The 18016-nt window shown below is 69.8% G+C and carries 15 protein-coding genes; 5 read left to right on the forward strand and 10 right to left on the reverse strand.

Going from position 1 to position 18016, the window contains the following annotated elements:
- Positions 1–28 precede the first annotated feature (28 nt).
- The 7 genes from QQZ11_RS08965 to QQZ11_RS08995 form a co-directional block, all read right to left on the reverse strand.
- The gene (locus QQZ11_RS08965) at positions 29–715 is read right to left on the reverse strand and encodes a hypothetical protein (RefSeq protein ID WP_284549935.1); all 687 of its coding nucleotides are present in this window, start codon (positions 713–715) and stop codon (positions 29–31) included.
- 148 nt (positions 716–863) lie between these two features.
- Entirely contained in the window at positions 864–2636 is a 1773-nt protein-coding gene (locus QQZ11_RS08970; protein ID WP_022910801.1) for an acetyl/propionyl/methylcrotonyl-CoA carboxylase subunit alpha, read from the reverse strand.
- Between the two features lie 83 nt (positions 2637–2719).
- Positions 2720–4483, reverse strand: a complete 1764-nt coding sequence (locus tag QQZ11_RS08975; RefSeq protein WP_022910802.1) for a dipeptide ABC transporter ATP-binding protein — start codon at positions 4481–4483, stop codon at positions 2720–2722.
- Between the two features lie 5 nt (positions 4484–4488).
- Positions 4489–6210: an ABC transporter substrate-binding protein gene (locus QQZ11_RS08980; protein WP_284549936.1), complete on the reverse strand. Its 1722-nt coding sequence runs from the start codon at positions 6208–6210 to the stop codon at positions 4489–4491.
- Between the two features lie 102 nt (positions 6211–6312).
- Complete coding sequence (locus tag QQZ11_RS08985; protein WP_022910804.1) at positions 6313–7314, reverse strand: ABC transporter permease; 1002 nt, start codon at positions 7312–7314, stop codon at positions 6313–6315.
- Entirely contained in the window at positions 7311–8324 is a 1014-nt protein-coding gene (locus QQZ11_RS08990; protein WP_284549938.1) for an ABC transporter permease, read from the reverse strand. The genes QQZ11_RS08985 and QQZ11_RS08990 overlap by 4 nt, the downstream gene beginning before the upstream one ends.
- Positions 8325–8494: 170 nt before the next feature.
- Complete coding sequence (locus QQZ11_RS08995; protein WP_284549940.1) at positions 8495–9205, reverse strand: SDR family oxidoreductase; 711 nt, start codon at positions 9203–9205, stop codon at positions 8495–8497.
- A gap of 80 nt (positions 9206–9285) precedes the next feature.
- Here QQZ11_RS08995 and QQZ11_RS09000 point away from each other — a divergent pair, with 80 nt between their 5' ends.
- On the forward strand, positions 9286–9699 hold the full coding sequence (locus QQZ11_RS09000; RefSeq protein ID WP_284549941.1) for a hypothetical protein: 414 nt from the start codon (positions 9286–9288) through the stop codon (positions 9697–9699).
- Positions 9700–9831: 132 nt separating this feature from the next.
- Complete coding sequence (locus QQZ11_RS09005) at positions 9832–10815, forward strand: DUF808 domain-containing protein (RefSeq protein WP_022910808.1); 984 nt, start codon at positions 9832–9834, stop codon at positions 10813–10815.
- Here the strand turns inward: QQZ11_RS09005 and QQZ11_RS09010 are convergent.
- Entirely contained in the window at positions 10805–11971 is a 1167-nt protein-coding gene (locus tag QQZ11_RS09010; protein ID WP_284549943.1) for a serine hydrolase domain-containing protein, read from the reverse strand. The genes QQZ11_RS09005 and QQZ11_RS09010 overlap by 11 nt on opposite strands.
- Before the next feature lie 80 nt (positions 11972–12051).
- Here QQZ11_RS09010 and QQZ11_RS09015 point away from each other — a divergent pair, with 80 nt between their 5' ends.
- Together QQZ11_RS09015 and QQZ11_RS09020 are read left to right on the forward strand one after the other, a co-directional pair.
- Complete coding sequence (locus tag QQZ11_RS09015; RefSeq protein ID WP_284549945.1) at positions 12052–13572, forward strand: glycoside hydrolase family 3 N-terminal domain-containing protein; 1521 nt, start codon at positions 12052–12054, stop codon at positions 13570–13572.
- A 5-nt stretch (positions 13573–13577) separates the two neighbouring features.
- A complete protein-coding gene (locus QQZ11_RS09020; protein ID WP_284549947.1) occupies positions 13578–14864 on the forward strand; it encodes an anhydro-N-acetylmuramic acid kinase in 1287 nt (428 codons plus the stop codon).
- On the opposite strand, the gene QQZ11_RS09025 is transcribed toward QQZ11_RS09020, so the two are convergent.
- On the reverse strand, positions 14758–16251 hold the full coding sequence (locus tag QQZ11_RS09025) for an MDR family MFS transporter (RefSeq protein ID WP_284549948.1): 1494 nt from the start codon (positions 16249–16251) through the stop codon (positions 14758–14760). The two genes, QQZ11_RS09020 and QQZ11_RS09025, sit on opposite strands and share 107 nt — an antisense overlap.
- Positions 16252–16475: 224 nt before the next feature.
- On the opposite strand from QQZ11_RS09025, the gene QQZ11_RS09030 reads away from it, so the two are divergent.
- On the forward strand, positions 16476–17456 hold the full coding sequence (locus QQZ11_RS09030) for an N-acetylmuramic acid 6-phosphate etherase (protein WP_284549949.1): 981 nt from the start codon (positions 16476–16478) through the stop codon (positions 17454–17456).
- Here QQZ11_RS09030 and QQZ11_RS09035 read toward each other — a convergent pair.
- Complete coding sequence (locus tag QQZ11_RS09035; RefSeq protein WP_284549950.1) at positions 17395–18015, reverse strand: Maf family protein; 621 nt, start codon at positions 18013–18015, stop codon at positions 17395–17397. The genes QQZ11_RS09030 and QQZ11_RS09035 overlap by 62 nt on opposite strands.
- Position 18016: the final 1 nt, after the last annotated feature.

The raw sequence follows: 18016 nt of genomic DNA on the forward strand, positions 1-18016 counted from the left end.
CGTGGCGCGGGAGTCAGGTGATCAGGACTCAGGCGGCCGCGTGGTCGGAGTGCTCGTGGGTCACCAACACCTCGGCGACCTGTTCCATGGCCGTCCAGTGGGGAGTGCCCCGCCACCGGCCGAACCAGCCCAGCGCCCACGGCTTGACGGCGTGCCCGGCCAACCACCACGGCACCCGATCGTCCCCCTGGCGCCACGTGCGCGCGTAGGGTTCGGCGCCGCTGTTGATGCGGTGGGCGTCGGCCACGCAGCAGGGCAGCTTGACGGTGCCCGAGGCGACCGGCCACTCGACATGGGCGTCGGCGGGGCCGTGGTTGGGGTTGAAGAAACAGGCGGGCCGAGGGCCGGGCGCGGTGTCGTCCAGGACCAGCGCCTGCACCTCGGACAGGCACTGACGCGCATCCGCCAGATGGGAGGTGACGAGCTCGAAGTGGTGGGGGCTGCTGGCACTGCGCACCAGGTCGCGCGCCTCGGCCTCCAGGTCCCTGGCCCCGCGCCATGCCTCGTCCAGCAGTTCCCCGAGGTCGTCCAGCGGAGCATGTCTGCGGACGTCGGCGCCGAGCAGGGCCACGTCGTCCTCGCAGGCCCTCCTCAGCTCGTCCACCTCGTGGTGGGATGACTCGATCTCGCGACGTTCGCGGCGGTCATGCAGATGGGTCGCCAGCAGGAGGCCGCCCAAGGCGACCACCCCGAGACCCATCAGCCAGTAGAGCACGTCTTTCAGTCTGAACAAGGACGAGGGCTGAGCTCAATCCGATCGCGGGTTCCTGAGAACCATTTGCGGCAATTCTCATGATCTGACGAGGAAACTTGAGAATTGAAGGATTGCGCTCCACACCCCTGGGGCTGGAGCAGTCGAGGGGTCATGCCGGGGGGTCGATGATCTCGCAGAGCACTTCCCCCGAGGTGACGGCCTGTCCCGGGGACGCCTTCAGCGCCGAGATGATGCCGGCCCGGTGGGCTGTGACCGGGTTCTCCATCTTCATCGCCTCGAGCACGACCACGAGGTCACCCTCCTCGACCCGGTCACCTTCGGCGACGGCGGTCTTGACGATCGTGCCCTGCATCGGGGCGGCCAAGGCATTGCCGGTGGGAGCAGCCACCTTGCCGCCTCCGCGGTCTCGTTTGGCGGGTTTCTTGGCGGTGGCGCTGGCCCGGGCAGCCAGTCCCAGGCTTCCGGGCAGTGTCACCTCGAGCCGGCGGCCGTTGACCTCGACCACGACACTCTGCCGGGGCTCGACGTCGTCGCTCTCCCCGAGGGTGCCCGAGTAGGGAGGGATCTGCCCCGAGAACTCGGTCTCGATCCAGCGGGTGTGCACCCCGAACGACCCCTCGGGCGCGGTGAACGCCGGGTCGTCCAGCACCGCTCGGTGGAAGGGGACGACGGTGGGCATGCCGTCGATGACCAGTTCGGACAGTGCCCGGCGGGCCCGGGAGAGGGCTTGGTCGCGGCCCGCACCCGTGACGATCACCTTGGCGACGAGTGAGTCGAACGTTCCGGGGACCGTCATGCCCGTGTGGTAGCCCTCGTCGACGCGCACCCCCGGTCCCGCCGGCGCCTTCCAGGCGGTGAGGGTTCCCGGTGCCGGCATGAATCCTCGTCCGGCGTCCTCGGCGTTGATCCGGAACTCGATGGAGTGACCGCGAACCGCGGGGTCGTCGTAGCCCAAGGCCTCACCCTCGGCGATCCGGAACATCTCGCGGACGAGATCGATGCCGGTGACCTCCTCCGAGACGGGGTGCTCGACCTGCAGGCGGGTGTTGACCTCGAGGAAACTGATGGTGCCGTCGAGGCCGACCAGGAACTCGCAGGTGCCCGCTCCCACGTACCCGGCCTCGCGCAGGATGGCCTTGGAGGAGGTGTAGAGGATCTCGAGTTGCCGCTCCGAGAGGAAGGGTGCCGGCGCCTCCTCGACGAGCTTCTGGTGGCGGCGCTGCAGCGAACAGTCGCGGGTCGAGATCACGACCACACCGCCGTGGGAGTCGGCCAGGCACTGGGTCTCGACGTGGCGCGGCTTGTCGAGGTAGCGCTCGACGAAACACTCGCCACGTCCGAAGGCTGTGACGGCTTCACGGGTTGCCGACTCGAACAGTTCGGGCACCTCCTCGAGGGTGCGGGCGACCTTCAGTCCTCGCCCACCCCCGCCGAAGGCTGCCTTGATGGCGATCGGCAACCCGTACTGCTGGGCGAAGGCGACCACCTCGTCGGCACCGGCCACGGGATCGGCGGTCCCGGGCACCAGGGGTGCACCCACCGCCTGCGCGATGTGTCGGGCCTTCACCTTGTCGCCCAGGGCGTCGATGGCCGCGGGTGGGGGACCGATCCAGATCAGGCCGGCATCGATCACGGCCTGGGCGAAGCCAGCGTTCTCGGCGAGGAAGCCGTAGCCCGGATGGACCGCGTCGGCTCCGGCCCGGGAGGCGACGTCGAGCAGTTTGGGGATGTTCAGGTAGCTCTCGGCCGGGGTGGCACCGTTCAGCGCGAAGGCCTCGTCGGCCAACCGGACGAACAACGAGTCGGCATCGGCGTCGGCGTAGACGGCAACCGACCTGATCCCGGCATCGGCGGCCGCGCGGATGACCCGCACGGCGATCTCGCCGCGATTGGCAACCAGGACTTTCGAGATGCTCGACACAGCACAATCCCCTCGACGACCCGGACCCCCGTTGGTCCTGGTTGGACTCTAGCGGGACCGGACGACGGGCCACTGGTCGTGGGTCAGGCTTTGACGGCCCACCTGGCCTCGCGGCGCTCACGCTGCAGGTGGGGATCGGGCACCGGGGCCGCGGCCACCAGGGCCCGGGTGTACTCGTGTCGAGGATCCTGCAGCACCCGGGCGGCCGGTCCGTGCTCGACGATGCTGCCGGACTTCATCACCGCAACGGTGTCGGCGACCTGCTCGACGACCGCCAGGTTGTGCGACACGAACAGGCAGGCGAAGCCGAGATCGGCCTGCAGTTCCTCGAGCAGGGCCAGCACGCTCGCCTGCACCGAGACGTCGAGGGCAGAGGTGGGTTCGTCGGCGATCAGCAGCCGCGGCCTCAGGGCGACAGCGCGGGCAATGGCGACGCGCTGGCGTTGGCCACCCGACAGTTCGTGGGGAAACCGCTGGGCCAGGGCTGGATCGAGCCGTACCCGCTCGAGCAGACCGGCCACGCGTTCCCGGCGGGCCCGGTCGTCGATGTCGGTGTGGAGCCGCAGCGGCTCGGCCACCGATCGTCCGACCGACCACCTCGGGTTGAGCGTGGAGGCTGGGTCCTGGAAGACGATGCCGGTGGTGCGCCGGCGTCCGTTGCGCTGGGCGCGGGTCGCGTGCTGCAGGTCGACGCCGTCGACCAGCACCCGCCCGCTGGTGGGGGCGAGCAGACCGCCGATCACCTGGGCCAGGGTCGACTTGCCCGAACCGGATTCACCGACCAGCCCGAGCACCTCGCCGGGCGAGATCGTGAGGTCGACCCCGTCGGCGGCCACGACGGGAGCGGCACCCTTGCGACCGGGGTGGACGACGCCGACCTGCTCCAGCCTGACCGTCGGCAGGTCGGGCTCGGTGATCTCACGGTCGGTGGTGGGCGGATGGTCTGCCGGGGACGCCGTCTGCCCCGAGAGGTGTGCTGTCCCGGACACCCCTGCGGCCGTGGCGTGATGAGCCTCGAGCCGCGGCACGGAAGCCAGCAGTTGGACGGTGTAGGGATGCCGGGGTCGGGAGAACAGCTCGCCGACCGGGGCATGCTCGACCACGCGACCCTGCTGCATCACGACGACGTCATCGGCGAGGTCGGCGACCACCCCCATGTCGTGGGTGATCAGCAGCACGGCGGTGCCCCGCTCGGCCTGCAACCGGCGCAGCACGTCGAGGATCTCGGCCTGCACCGTGACGTCGAGGGCGGTGGTGGGTTCGTCGGCGATGATCGCGACCGGGTCCTGGGCGAGGGCCATGGCGATCAGGGCACGCTGGAGTTGGCCACCGGAGAGCTGGTGGGGGAAGGAACCGGCGATCCTGGCCGGGTCACGCAGCCCGGCCTCGGTGAACAGGTGATGCACCCTGGACCGCAGGTCGGAGCGGTCGAGCGGGGGTGACCGGTGGCCGCGTCCACGGTGGGCCTGCACCGCCTCGGCCACCTGGTCGCCGAGCGTGAGCACCGGGTTCCACGCGCCCATCGGCTCCTGGGACACCAACGAGAAGATGGCTCCACGGACGGCGCGGAAGGTGTCGGCCGAGGCACCCACCAGTTCGGTCCGGTCACTGTCAGCTCCGGGCCGATCGTCGGGTGAGAACACGATGGAGCCGGTCACGGTGGCGGTGCCGGGCAACAGACCCAGCACCGCCATCGCGGAGACGGACTTGCCGGATCCCGACTCGCCGACCAGAGCGGTGACGCGACCTCGTTGAAGCTGCCAACTGGCCCCCCGGACGGCCGGGCTGCCGAAGCTGATGTCAAGGTCGCGCACCCGCAGCAGGGGAGCACCGCTCTGGTCGTCCATCGGGGTCACTTCGCGACGGAGACCGTCAGGTAGTTCGGGTACGCCGGGAACGCCGGGATGGCGAAACCGACGACCTTCGACCCGTGCAGGAACGAGTTCTTCGTGTAGATCAGCGGCACGACCGGTGCGTCGGCGTTGATCAGTTCGTCCGCCTGGGCCCAGATGGCACCGGACTCCTTCGGGTCGGTGGTCTCGGTGGCCTTCTTGATCAGTTCGTCGGCCTTCGGGTTGGAGTAGCGCGAGATGTTGTAGCCACCCTTGCCGATCTGGTCGGATGCGAACAGCGGCTGGATGTTGCCGTTGGCGCTGGGGAAGTCGGGCTGCCAGGAGCTGAGCGTCAGGTCGTACTTGCTGCCGTCGCCCTGCGTGGTCGCCTCGGTCAGCACGTCGTCGGCCAGCGGCACGATCGTGACGGTCAGCCCGGCCCGCTTGAGCCCCTGCTGGATCGCCTCGGCCTTGGCCGAGCTCACCGCGTCGTCCGCGATGGCGAACTTCAGGGTCCGACCGCTCCACTTGGCCTCGGCCAACAGCTTCTTGGCCTGCTCGGGATCACCGGCGGGGGCGACGTCCTTGAGCAGGGAGGCGTACTGCTTGCGCCCGGGAATGCCCGGGGTGATCAGCGTGTCGGCGAACTCACCGGCGATCTCACCACCGACGGCCACCCGGTAGGCGTTGCGGTCGACGGCCAGGCTGATGGCCTTGCGGACCTTGACGTCGTCGAGGCCCTTGGCCTGGGTGTTGATGGCCAGGTAGGCCAGCGCTCCCGGGCCCGAGGTCACGAGCCGGTCCTTGGCCGCCGAGGTCTGCACCTGGGCGAGCTGGGCGGCCGGGACGAAGCTGGCGCCGAAGGCGAACTGGTCGTCCCCGGAGTCCGCGATCAGCCGCTGGGCCGCCACCGTGGCGTCCTGACCGAGCTGGAAGATGATCGAGTCGGGGCCGCCGCCGCGGGCCTCATCGGTCTTGGGATCCCAGTGCTCGTTGCGCTCCAGGGTGATCGAGGTGCCCTCGACGGTCTTGCTGACGCGATAGGGGCCTGTCGCCACCGGGGTGGTGGTGTAGGTCTTGACATTGTCCTTGGCCTTCGGGACAGCGCTGAAGGCAGGCATCGAGACGATCCACGGCCAGTCGCCGTAGGCACTGTTCAGGTGGAAGACGAGGGTCTTGTCGTCCTTCGCCTCGACCGAGGCCAGCTGCTTGCCGTCGTAGGGACCGGAGTAGTCGCTGGCTCCCACGAGCAGTGCCTTGTGGTAGCCCAGGCCGCCCGAGAGCTGCGGGGCGAACGAACGCTCAACCGAGTACTTCACGTCGGCAGCGGTGATCGGGTTGCCGTCCTCGAAGGCGAGACCGTCCTTCAGGGTGAACGTCCAGGTCTTGCCGTCGGCGCTGACCTGGCCGGTGTCGGTGGCGAGGTCGGGGACGACCTTGGTGACACCGTCAGAGCCCACCTTCCAGGCGGTCAGGCGGCGCTGCACGAGACCGAGCGAGGTGATGGCCAGGGACTGGCTGATCGCCGGATCCCAGTTGACCGCGCTCGAACTGGTCAGGATGCGCAGGGTTCCACCCTTGCTGGCAGGGGCGGCCGAGGTCGCCGAGCCGGCCGCCGAGGAGGAGGTCGCACCGGGCTTGGGGTTGTTGGCATTGCACCCCACCAGTGCGGTGGCGAGACCGGCGAGCGGGATCGACAACACCAGCGCGCGGCGGGTGAGGGAGGTGTGATGGAGGGCCATGTTCTTCTTTCCTGATGGGTTCACGGGTGGGTTCGGAGGGTTGGGGAGGGTCAGTGGGTCACCGACATCGCAGGTGCATCGGTTCCGGTGGACGGGTGCCGCTCATGGGCGGCCCACCCGGACGCGCGGGTCGAGCAGGCTGTAGACCACGTCGACGGCGAGATTGGCGGCCACGATGATGGCGGCGGTGAACACGGTGACGCCGACCAGCAGGGGCACGTCGGTCGAACCGACCGCGTCCATCAGCAGGGCTCCCAGCCCCGCGATGGAGAACACTCGCTCGGTGATGACTGCACCACCGAGCAGGCCGCCGAGGTCGAGCGCGAACAAGGTGGTGATGGGAATGGCCACGTTGCGCAGGGCGTGGCGGGTGACCACCCGGGACTCGCCGATGCCCTTGGCCCGTGCCGTGCGCACATAGTCGGACGACAACGCCTCCAGCATCTGACCACGCGTGATGCGGGTGTAGATGGCCGCGTTCAACAGGGCCAGCACGACCCATGGCAGCACCAGGTGCCAGACCCAGTCGACGGGCGACTCCCGGAAGGGCACGTAGCCGCTGACCGGCACCATGTCGAGGGTGAAACCGAACAGCAGGATGCCCAGCAGGCCGACCAGGTAGCTCGGTGCTGACACCCCAGTGATGGCCGCGACCATCAGGCCGCGGTCGATGACGGTGCCGTGGCGCAGGGCCGCCACCACCCCGCTGGCGACGCCCGCGAGCAGCCACAGCACTGCGGCGCCGAGCGCGATCGATGCCGTCACGGGGAATCGTCCGAGGATGAGTTCGGTCACGGGGGCGTTGAGCCGGAAGGAGTAGCCCAGGCAGGGCGCGGGGCAGGTGAACTGGGCGCCGCCCGTGCCGAAGGTGCGACCGGTGAAGATGCCGCGCACGAAGTCGAACCACTGCTGGAACCAGGGATGGTCGAGTTGCATGAACTCCCGGGCGGTCTGCAGTCGCTCAGGGGTGCAGGGCTTGCCACAGGCCAGTTGGGCCGGATCGGCGGGGAGCAGCACGAAGACGGCGTAGGTCAGCAGCGAGACGACGAGCAGGACGAACACCAAGGAGGCGATGCGGCCGAGCAGGAAGCGGGCGAGTTTCACGCGACAGCCCCCTGAGGGCTCTGGTCGCGGGTCCGGGTGCGGCCGGAACCGCGAGGGCTGCGTCGGGCTCGGTCACGGCGGGAATGACGGCTGGTGCGGGGGTCGAGGGCATCGCGCAGGCCGTCACCGAAGGCGTTGAAGGCGAGCGTCAGCACGAACAGGGCGGCGCCCGGGAAGACGAGGTACATCGGGTCGACGGAGAACCAGGTGACGGCGTCGCCGATGCTTCGTCCCCAGCTGGGGGTGGGGGCCGGCACGCCGACCCCGAGGAAGCTCAGGGCAGCCTCGGCGCCGATGGCACCGGGGATGGCGATGGTGGCGAAGACCACGATGGTGGCCGCCAGGTTCGGCAGCAGGTGGCGGAAGATGATCTGCGCATGGCCGGCGCCCAGCGCCTGCGAAGCCCGGACGAAACCGGAGGAGCGCAGCGACATCACCTGCCCGCGCACGACTCGGGCGATGGTCGTCCACCCGAAGAAACCGATGATCAGCACCAGCAACAACAGCCGCGGCAGCCACGCAGGTGCCACCGCACCGACGGCGATCATGAAGATCAGGGCGGGCAGACCGATCAGCACGTCGATGCCACGAGCGATCACCCAGTCCACGGCACCGCCGAACCAGCCGGCGAGCAGGCCCAGCACGGTGCCCAGCGCCACCGACAGGGCGGTCGCCCCCAGTCCCACCACCAACGACGCCCGTGAGCCGACCAGCACGATCGCGAACAGGTCTCGTCCCGTCAACGGTTGCACCCCGAACCAGTGGTCGGACGAGATGCCGCCCCAGCCGTCGGCGGGGGCACCCCGGCCGTCCAGGCTGGCCAGGTCGTAGGTGTACGGATCAACTCCCGCGGCCCGAGTGATCAGCGGAGCCGTGAGTGCCACCAGGATGTAGAGAACCACCACGACGCCCCCGGTGACGGCGAAGCGGTCACGGCGCAGCCGACGCCAGACGCCATCGGCGCGCAGGGTGGGCGGGTCCACCAACTCGTCCGAGCGCTCCAGTGACACGGGGCTCCTTGTGGTCGGGGCGCACCAGAGGGCACGCAGCCAGTTGCTGCGCGCCGACGATGGCCTGTTGTGCACCCATGAGCATGGCCCTGTTCGCCCCAATATGCAAAACGTGCCGTTATGGGGAGCGAAATGCGAGGTTTGGGTGAGCGCCGCTTCGCTGCGGCCCGTCAGGCCCGGAAGACCGGCCTGATCGACACCGATTCGAGCATGGCACCCTCGGGCAGGTCGATGGCGGTCCGAACCGTGGAGGCCACCGACCGGGGGTCGAGGTGCTCGTCGGCACGATACTCGCGTCCCAGGGCTGCCTGCAGCGCACGCTGCATGTCGGAATCGGTGCGGCCGGGGTGCACGGAGGTCACCCGAACCTGACCCCGTTCCTCCTCCCGCAGGGCGTCGGTGAGGGCGCGGAGGGCGAACTTGGACGCGGCGTATGCCCCACCGCCGGGTCCGGAGACGAATCCCGAACCGGAGTTGATCATCACCACCTGCCCCTGCCTGCCGGCGAAGCTGCGGGCTTCTCTCAGTCGGGGCAGCAGCAGTCGGGTCAGGTCGGCGACCGCGACCACGTTGACCTCGAGGATGCGAAGCCACAGGTCACGGGTCGTCTCGTCGACCCTGCCACTCTGGGCGATCCCGGCGGAGTGGACGAGCAGGTCGAGCCGGTCGACGTGGCCCACGGCAGCCTCGACGGCAGCGGCATCGGTGAGGTCGCAGACGAACCCGGCGGCGCTCGGCAGCCCGTCGACCACAGCCGCCACGGCGGCCTCGTCGCGACCGCCCACCAGGACGTGGTGATCGCGGGCCAGGTCATCGACGACGGCCCGGCCGATCCCCCGGCTGCCGCCGGTGACCAGCGCTACGGGAAGGGTGGACGACATGGCTGCTCCTGTCGGACGTCTGAGCGACGAAGCTACCGCGCCGCAGCGATCCGGTCGAACCGACGGCTACCATTCCAGGGGTGCACAGGCGTCAGGTGGTCCTCGGGGTGGGCGTGGCCGCACTCCTGCCTGGTCTCGCGGCCTGCGGCGCCATCTCGAGTGCCGTCAGCCCGGTGCCGGGAACGCCGTCGGCCACCCCGACCATCGGGGTCACGTTGGCCTCGATGGGGCTCGTGCACGGACCCCGAACCATCACGCTGCCACCGGGCTTGGTGCCGGTGCGGACGATCGACCAGCCGAATGTGGTCACGCTGATCCTGCGAGCCGCAGACTCCACCCGGGTGCAGACCCACCTGGAGCAGACCCTTCCCGTGTCGGGCTTCACGGTGGACGCCCGTAGTGCCGACTCCCTTGTCTTCCACGACGCCACCTGGGACGGCGCCTGGACCTCGTCCGCCGAACTCGCGGGTCTTACCTTCCGACGTCGCACCTGACTGCCGAACCCGGCTGACCCCGCACCCGTCCGCCTGCCGGACTGGGCCGCCCCTATCCTTGGGGGACGCCCCGGGAACCCGGGGTCACCCCAACACACGACTGTGACCACCACCGACCGATGAGGACGTGCCATGAGTGGCGGACTGGCTGCCCTGCTTGATGACATCGCCGCGATGGCCAAGATGGCGGCGGCGTCGCTCGACGACGTCTCCGCCGCCGCCGGGCGCGCCGGTACGAAGGCTGCGGGAGTGGTGATCGACGACACCGCCGTCACTCCTCGATACGTGACGGGCGTGCTGTCCAACCGCGAGTTGCCCATGATCATGAAGATCGCCCGCGGGTCACTGGTCAACAAGCTCCTGATCATCCTGCCCATCGCGCTGGTGCTGTCGCAGTGGGCACCGTGGCTGCTCACCCCCATCCTGATGCTGGGCGGCACCTACCTCAGTTACGAGGGTGTCGAGAAGCTGTGGGAGAAGGTGTCGGGGCACCAGGAGACGCGCAGCCCGGCTGCGACCCAGAGCCCCGAGCAGGAGAAGACGCTGGTCAACGGGGCCATCCGGACCGACCTCATCCTCTCGGCCGAGATCATGGTGATCTCGCTCAACGAGGTGGCCCACGAGCCGCTGCTGCAGCGCTCCATCATCCTGGTCGTGGTCGGCATCGCCATCACCGTGGGTGTCTACGGGGTGGTGGCGGTGATCGTGAAGATGGACGACATCGGCGTCCGCTTCACCCAGCGCGCCGGTGCGGCGGCCCAGAAGTTCGGCCGGGCCCTGGTCGAGGGAATGCCCGTGGTGCTGGCGGTGCTGTCGACGGTCGGCATCATCGCGATGCTGTGGGTCGGTGGCCACATCCTGCTGGTGGGGGCCGACGAGATCGGCTGGCACGCGCCCTACGCGCTCGTCCACCACGCGGAGCAGGCGGTGCACGCGGCGACGGGCCCGTTGGGCGGAGTGCTGGGCTGGCTGACCAACACCGCCTTCAGCTTCATCGCCGGGGTGCTCGTCGGCGCCGTGGTGGTCGCCGTCGTGCACGTCCTGCCATTCGGCAGGAATCATGGGGACGAGCACGAGGTGCGCGCTGAGGAGACGGAAACCGCCGTCACCCCATGACGTGCTGGTGGGCCAGTCGCGCCACCTCGGAACGCAACGGCGTGATGGCGTCCGCCCCTTCGCGGGTGGGGTGTACCCGGTTGGTCATCAGCGAGACGGTCAGGCGGCTCTGGTCGTCGGTGAAGACACTGGTTCCGGTGAACCCCGTGTGCCCACGTGCTCGTCGTCCCACCTCGCCCAGCTCCGGGTGCCACATCCACGAGAGCTGCCCGATCCGCAACCCCATGGAGTGACCCCAGGGTGCCTCATCGGGATCGCAGACCGCGCGTCCCAACAGCGCAGGCATCTCGTTGAGCCAGAGCCCGTCCCGACTGCACGGCAGTTGGTCGAGCCGGATGGCCTCGGCGAGGGCAGCCACCGCCCGCGCCGTCCCGAACAGACCGGCGTTGGCGCACCTTCCGCCCAGGGCCCAGCTGAACTCGTCGTGCACCACCCCGCGGACCAGGCCGCGGGCGTGAGTGGTGTCGACCTCGGTTGCAGCGACCTGGCGGCCGTCGTCGGCACCCGAGGGTGGGGCGAACGCGATCTCACCGAGCCCGAGCGGGTCCAGCACGAGATGCTGCACCAGATCGGCCCACCGTTGGCCGGTCGCGCGCTCGGCGAGCAGCATGGCGGTGTTGTAGCCGACACAGGAGTAACGCCACACCTTCTGAGGAGGGGACAGCAGGGGGAGCCGCTCCACCTGGGCCCGCAGTTCGCGGCGGTCGTCCAAGGGCCAGTCACGCAGCCAACGGCCCGGGTTCCCCGCGACCCAGCCCAGGATGCGACGCTCCCAGTCGGGAAAGATGTCGGGCAGCCCCGAAGTGTGGGTGAGCAGGTGGCGCAACGTGACCCGCTCCCGATCGGGATCACCCCGATACCCCTCCAGATGCGTGGCGAGCGGTTCGTCGTAGCCGAGGTGCCCACGCTCGACCACGGTGTGCAGCGTGATGGCCGACACCACCTTGGTGATGGAGGCGAGGTCGAACCAGCTGGAATCGGTCACCGGTTCGAGCTGGTCGGAGCGCACCCGTGACCCGTCACAGTTGACACTCGCGAGCGTGCCCTGGGCCGAACTGGCCACCACGGTGCCGTCATGGACGACGACGCAGGTCGCGCCCGAACAGGTCTCGGCCTCGACGGCCGCCGCCAGCACACTGCTCAGGGACTGGGCCAAGCTCGGCATGGTTCTCCTCGTCCGGGGTCGGGGGGTGCCATTCTTGCACCACCCCCGTTCGAGCCCGAAGGAATGCGACCGTGACCTGCCCCCAGACCCTCGCCCCGGCGCCGACCGAGACGGCGGTGAGACGGGCCGCGCTGGGGGTGCTGATGCCCGGTTTCGACGGCACCGATGTACCCGCCTGGCTCGAGCAGCCCTTGCGTGACGGACTTGGTGGGGTCTGTCTGTTCGCTGTCAACACCCCCGACCTCGCCACCACCCGCCGACTCACCGGGCGACTGCGCGAGCTCGGGCCCCAGGTCTGCATCACGGTCGACGAGGAGGGGGGCGACGTCACCCGACTGCAGCGCCGCCATGGATCGGACCTTCCGGGCAGTGCTGCCCTGGGGGCGGTCGACGATCTCGAGCTGACCCGCCAGGTGGGGGAGGCGACCGGGCGGCTCGTCCGCGCCGCCGGCATCGACGTCACCCTCGCTCCCTGCGTCGATGTCGCCTCGAACCCGGCCAACCCGGTGATCGGCACCCGGTCGTTCGGACCCGACGCCTCGCTCGTCGCCCGGCACGCGGTCGCCTGGGTGCAGGGGTTGCACGCCGCAGGGGTGGCCGGCTGCGCCAAGCACTTCCCCGGCCACGGGGACACCTCCGTCGACTCCCACGTCGGGATGCCGGTGATCGACCTGGACGAGGCGACGCTCGCCTCCCGTGAGCTGGCCCCGTTCGTTGCGTTGGCGCCCCTGGTGGACGCCGTCATGCCCGGGCACATCATCGTCCCCCGGCTGGGGGCCGACCCCGCCTCCACCTCGGCGTGGGCCTATGACCGCATCCGCGCGATGGGGTTCGTCGGTCCCACCATCACCGATGCGCTCGACATGGGAGCCATCACCGCAGACCCCACCGCCGACCCCTCATCCGGCGAGGACGAGCGGATCGGAGCGGCCGTCGTGCGCGCCCTGCGGGCCGGTGCAGACCTGTGCTGTCTCGGGGCACCCATGAACGGTGACCAGCAGGCCGCGCTGGCCGCGAGTGTGGCCGCCATCGAGCGGGCGGTGGAGGAGGGCCGGCTGCGCCTGCACCGGCTCCAGGTCTCGGCCTCGCGGGTGCGCTCGATGCTCGGCCTGGCCCATCAACGGCTGCTGGAGACGCCCGCTGTCGATCCCGCCACCGCCGAGGACGGACTTCCCGAACTCGGCCTCGAAGTCGCGAGGCGAGCGCTGCTGACCCGGGGGAGCGTGCTCCTGCCCGAGGGCGCCCGGCCCGTCCTGGTCGAGCTGGGGCAGGGGTTCAACGCTGCCGCGGGGCGGTTCTCGTCCGGGGTGGGCGATGCGCTCGACCGGGCCCTGGGGGAGCCGGTGGACAGGCGGGACCTCGACCTGGTGGAACCGGATGACGTGGTCGTCGCCGTCAGCCGGGACGGGTCGTCCGTCGCCGCGACCCTCGTCGCCGAGCTGCTCGGTCGCTGTCCCCACGCCGTGGTGGTGCACGTCGGCATGCAGCAATCGGCGCCGGATGTCCCACACCTGGTGCTGGCCCACGGAGCCGGGCGGTCCAACACCCGAGCTGCGGTGGAGGCCCTGCTCGGCCGACGGATCGTGTGGTGAACCCGATGCGTGCACTGAACCGGATGCGGGTCCTGGGACTGATGTCGGGAACCTCCGTGGACGCCATCGATGCGGCGGTCGTCGATCTGGGCGAGGACGGGTCACTGCGGGTCGTCGACCACCGGGAGCTGGCCTGGGACGAGGAGCTGCGCCGTCGCATCCTCGCGGTGCTGCCCCCGGCCACGGTGGAGGTCGCCGAGGTCTGTGCCCTCGAGCAGCTGATCGGACAGGCGTTCGCGGCCGCCGCCAGCGAGGTGATGGCCCAGGTCGACGGTGTGGAGTTGGTGAGCTGTCACGGCCAGACCGTCTTCCACTGGGTCGACCGGGGTCGGGCCCTGGGCACCCTCCAGTGGGGCGAGCCGGCCTGGATCGCCGAAGCCACCGGGCTTCCCGTCGTGTCCCACCTGCGCGCGGCCGACATCGCGGCCGGTGGGCAGGGGGCACCCCTGGTGCCGGTGCTCGATGCCTGGCTGTTCGCGGATCGTCCGACGGCGGTGGTCAACCTCGGCGGGATCGCCAATGTCACGCTGGTGGACGACGGCGTGGCCCTCGCGGCCGGTGACACGGGTCCGGCGAACTGCCTGCTCGATGCGGTCGTCTCCCGCGCCACGGACGGACGCGAGGGTTTCGACCGCGACGGCCGGTACTCGGCGGGGGGCGCGATCATCCCCGACCTGTTGGCGGCCCTGCTGCGACACCCCTACCTGGCGCTCCCGCTGCCCAAGTCGACCGGACGAGAGGTGTTCTCCCTCGACTGGCTCGACAGCGTGGTGGCCTCGCTGCCGGGGGATGCCAGCAGTCCGCCACTGGCGGACCTGCTGGCCACCCTGGTGGAGTTCACCGCCGTCACGTTGCTGGCCCACCTGGAGCCGACGACCCCGAGACCGGGGTTGCCCGCCGCAACCACGATCGAGAGGGTCGTCCTGTCGGGTGGGGGAGCGCACCACCCGGGGTTGATGGCGCGGCTGCGGCGGGACCACCCTGAATGGGAGGTCGTCCCACCCGAGGTGGCCGGCATCCCGGGTGATGCGAAGGAGGCCGTGCTCGTCGCCCTGCTGGGCTGGTTGTCGGTGTCGGGTCGCGCTGGGATCGCAGTCGACGGCCACGGGCACGCCCTCACGGGAGCCCACACCCCACGGGTGCTCGGTACCCTCACCCTGCACGGGTCCGCAGGGTGGTTCGGGCTCAGTGGAGCAGGGTCGCGCCCTCGTCCGGCTGGTGACCCTCCGACTGTTGACCCTCCGACTGTTGACGACGCATCAGGAAGGCCAACACCAACACCGGCACGGTGAGCGCTGCCGCGAGGGTGAAGGCGATCCGGAGGCCGTCCAGTTGCGCCGTCAACTCCGGAACCCCGGCAGCGATGTGCCGGTTGGCGGTCGACTCGAACAGCGTGACCAGCAACGCAGCACCTGCGGCACCCGCCACCTGCTGCAGGGTGCCCAGACCTGCCGACCCGTGTGAGTACAACCGGGGCGGCAGCGCGTTGAGCGCCGTGGTGAAGCTCGGGGTGAACATGAACGACAGGGCGAGGCTCATCACCGCGTGCATGCCGATCAGCATCCACAGGGTGGTGTTCGGGGTGACCCGGCTCATGGCCAGCACCATCATCCCCAGCACGAGGGCGGCCGGCACCACCAGAGGACGAGGGCCGTAGCGGTCGAACAGGCGCCCGACCAAGGGGCCCAGCAGTCCCATGGCCAATCCACCCGGCAGCATCGCCAGACCGGTGACCGAGGGCGAGAGCTGGCGGACGTCCTGCAGGTAGATCGGCCAGATGAGCGCCACCCCCATCAGCGCCAGGAAGGCGAGCATCATCACGCCGAGTGCGGCGGAGTAGTTGCGATGGGCGAAGGTGCGCAGGTCGAGCAGGGCGATGTCGGACTTCTGCAGCACCAGTTGTCGCCACACGAACGCCAACAACGCCAGCAACGCCACCACGCCGGCGACCATCAGGTTCATTGACTTGGCAGGTGCACCCACCAGCGAGAGGGTGTAGACCAGACCGCCGAACCCGAGCGCCGACAGCACCACCGACAAGGCGTCCAACGGGGTGCGGCGCAGTTCCGAGACGTTGCGCAGTTTCACCGCACCGTAGGCGGTGGCCGCCATCGCGATCGGCAGCACCAGCCAGAACAGCCAGCGCCAACTGGCGACCTGCAGGACGAATCCCGAGATCGTCGGACCCATCGCCGGTGCCATCGACATCACGATCGAGACCAGACCCATGGTCTGGCCCCGCCTGTGCATCGGTACCAGGTTGAGGATGGTGGTCATCAGCAGGGGCATCATCACGGCGGTGCCGCTGGCCTGGACGACACGTGCCCCCAGCAGCACGCTGAAGTTGGGCGCCAGGGCGGCCAGCACGGTGCCGGTCATGAACAGCGTCATCGCCGTCAGGAAGACCTGGCGGGTCGTGAGGCGGTCCATCACGAACCCGGTGACGGGGATCACCACCGACAGCGTCAACATGAACCCGGTCGTGAGCCACTGGGCGGTCCGGGCGTCGATGCTGAAGTCAGTCATCAGGTGGGCAATGGCCACGCCCAGCACGGTCTCGTTGAGGATCACCACGAAGGCAGCAGCCAGCAGCACCCAGATGACCCCCCAGTCGATGGGGGCCTCGCCGGGGGTCGCGGACGGGGCCGGATGGTCGGTCAGGATCGGTTCGGCGGCCATGGGAGTCCCCTGTCTGGGATGTCAACGTCTGGGATGTCGGCGTCTGTGATGTCAACGACTGGGATGTCAACGTCTCTACAACGCCCGGGGTGTGGTCTGTGCTGGGGTGTCGTCGTGCTGGGGTGGGCGGGTCGCGGCGCCGTTGCCGGCTGCCAACTCTACGCGAACCGACCGACAGATCCACACCCGATCAACCAGCGCCGGGCGGGTGCTTGGATGGGTGCATGAGCGACATCGAGCTGAGCTGGTCGACCGAGCAGCGCAACCCTGACACCCTCGACCTCGACACGCTGGCGACACCCGACCTGGTGGGGGCGATCGTCGCAGCCGACGAGGTGGTGGTGCCGGCCGTGCGTGCCGTGGCCGACCGAATCGCGGCTGCCGTCGAGCTGGCGGTCACGGCGATCGCCAACGGCGGACGAGTGCACTACGTGGGCGCCGGCACCTCCGGGCGCCTGGGGGTGCTGGACGCGGTCGAACTGTTCCCCACCTATCACGTCGGTGATGACGTCGTCGCTGCGCATCTGGCCGGCGGAGAGGCCGCGATGACCCGCGCGGTCGAGGGTGCCGAGGATGACCCGGCGGCTGGTGCCGCCATCGTGGCCTCGGCCGGGGAGCACGACCTGGTCGTCGGGATCGCCGCGTCCGGCCGGACCCCCTTCGTGCGTGGGGCTCTCGCCGCCGCCAGGGAACGGGGGCTGGCGACGGTACTGGTCTCGTCGAACGTGGCCGCTCCGCTTGCCGACCTCGCCGATGTCGCGATCCTGCCCGACACGGGCCCCGAGGTGGTCACCGGGTCGACCCGCATGAAGGCGGCCACGGCGCAGAAGTTGGTGCTCAACACCTTCTCGACGGCCACCATGGTGCGCCTCGGCAAGACCTGGTCGAACCTGATGATCAACGTGCAGGCGACCAACCTCAAGCTCGAACGTCGCCTCGTGCACATCGTGGAGCAGGCCACCGGCCTGGACGCCGAGGCGTCCTCCGACCTGTTGTCCCGTTCGGGTGGCGACCTGCGGGTGGCACTGGTGTCCGGGCTGTCAGGGGCGTCGGTGGACGAGGCCAGACGAGTCGCGGACGAGTTCCCGCCCGACCCGAGACGTGCTCACGACCCGGCGGGCATCAGGTCGGCGGTGGCCCAGCTCAGCGGTCGAGCCGCCACAGCGTATGCCACTCCACGCCGAGGTCGAGCAACATCTGCCTGACCAGCGACAACGAGATACCGACCACGTTGTGCGGGTCGCCCTCGATGCGGGTCACGAAGGCGGCTCCCAGGCCGTCGATGGTGAACCCGCCCGCAACGCGTTCCGGTTCCCCGGTGGCGGCGTAGGCGGCGATCTCCGCATCGGACAGGTCGGCGAAGGTCACCCGGGACTGACCGCCCCGGCTGGCCCTGAGGCTGACCCCGCCGTCGGGTCCCGCCCGGTGCACGATCACATGGTGTCCCGTCCACAGCACCCCGGTGGTGCCTCGCATCGTGTACCAACGGGCGATCGCCTCTGCCTCGTTGCCGGGTTTGCCGTGGCGTTGACCGCCGAGCTCCAGCAGCGAGTCGCATGCGATCAACGCCCAGTCCTCGTCGTCGGGCAGCTCGGCTGCGACCACGGACCCCTTGAGTTCGGCCAGGGCGATGGTCAGCGCCTGGGTGGTGGAACGCTGCAGGGAGTCCTCGTCGGCGTGGGAGACCCACACCTCCGGGTCGAGACCGGCAGAGCGCAGCGCCGCGAGCCGGGCGGGCGACTTCGAGGCAAGGATGACCCGCACG

Origin of the sequence: Aestuariimicrobium sp. T2.26MG-19.2B (assembly GCF_950101875.1) — a bacterium.
Classification (GTDB): Bacteria; Actinomycetota; Actinomycetes; order Propionibacteriales; family Propionibacteriaceae; genus Aestuariimicrobium; species Aestuariimicrobium kwangyangense.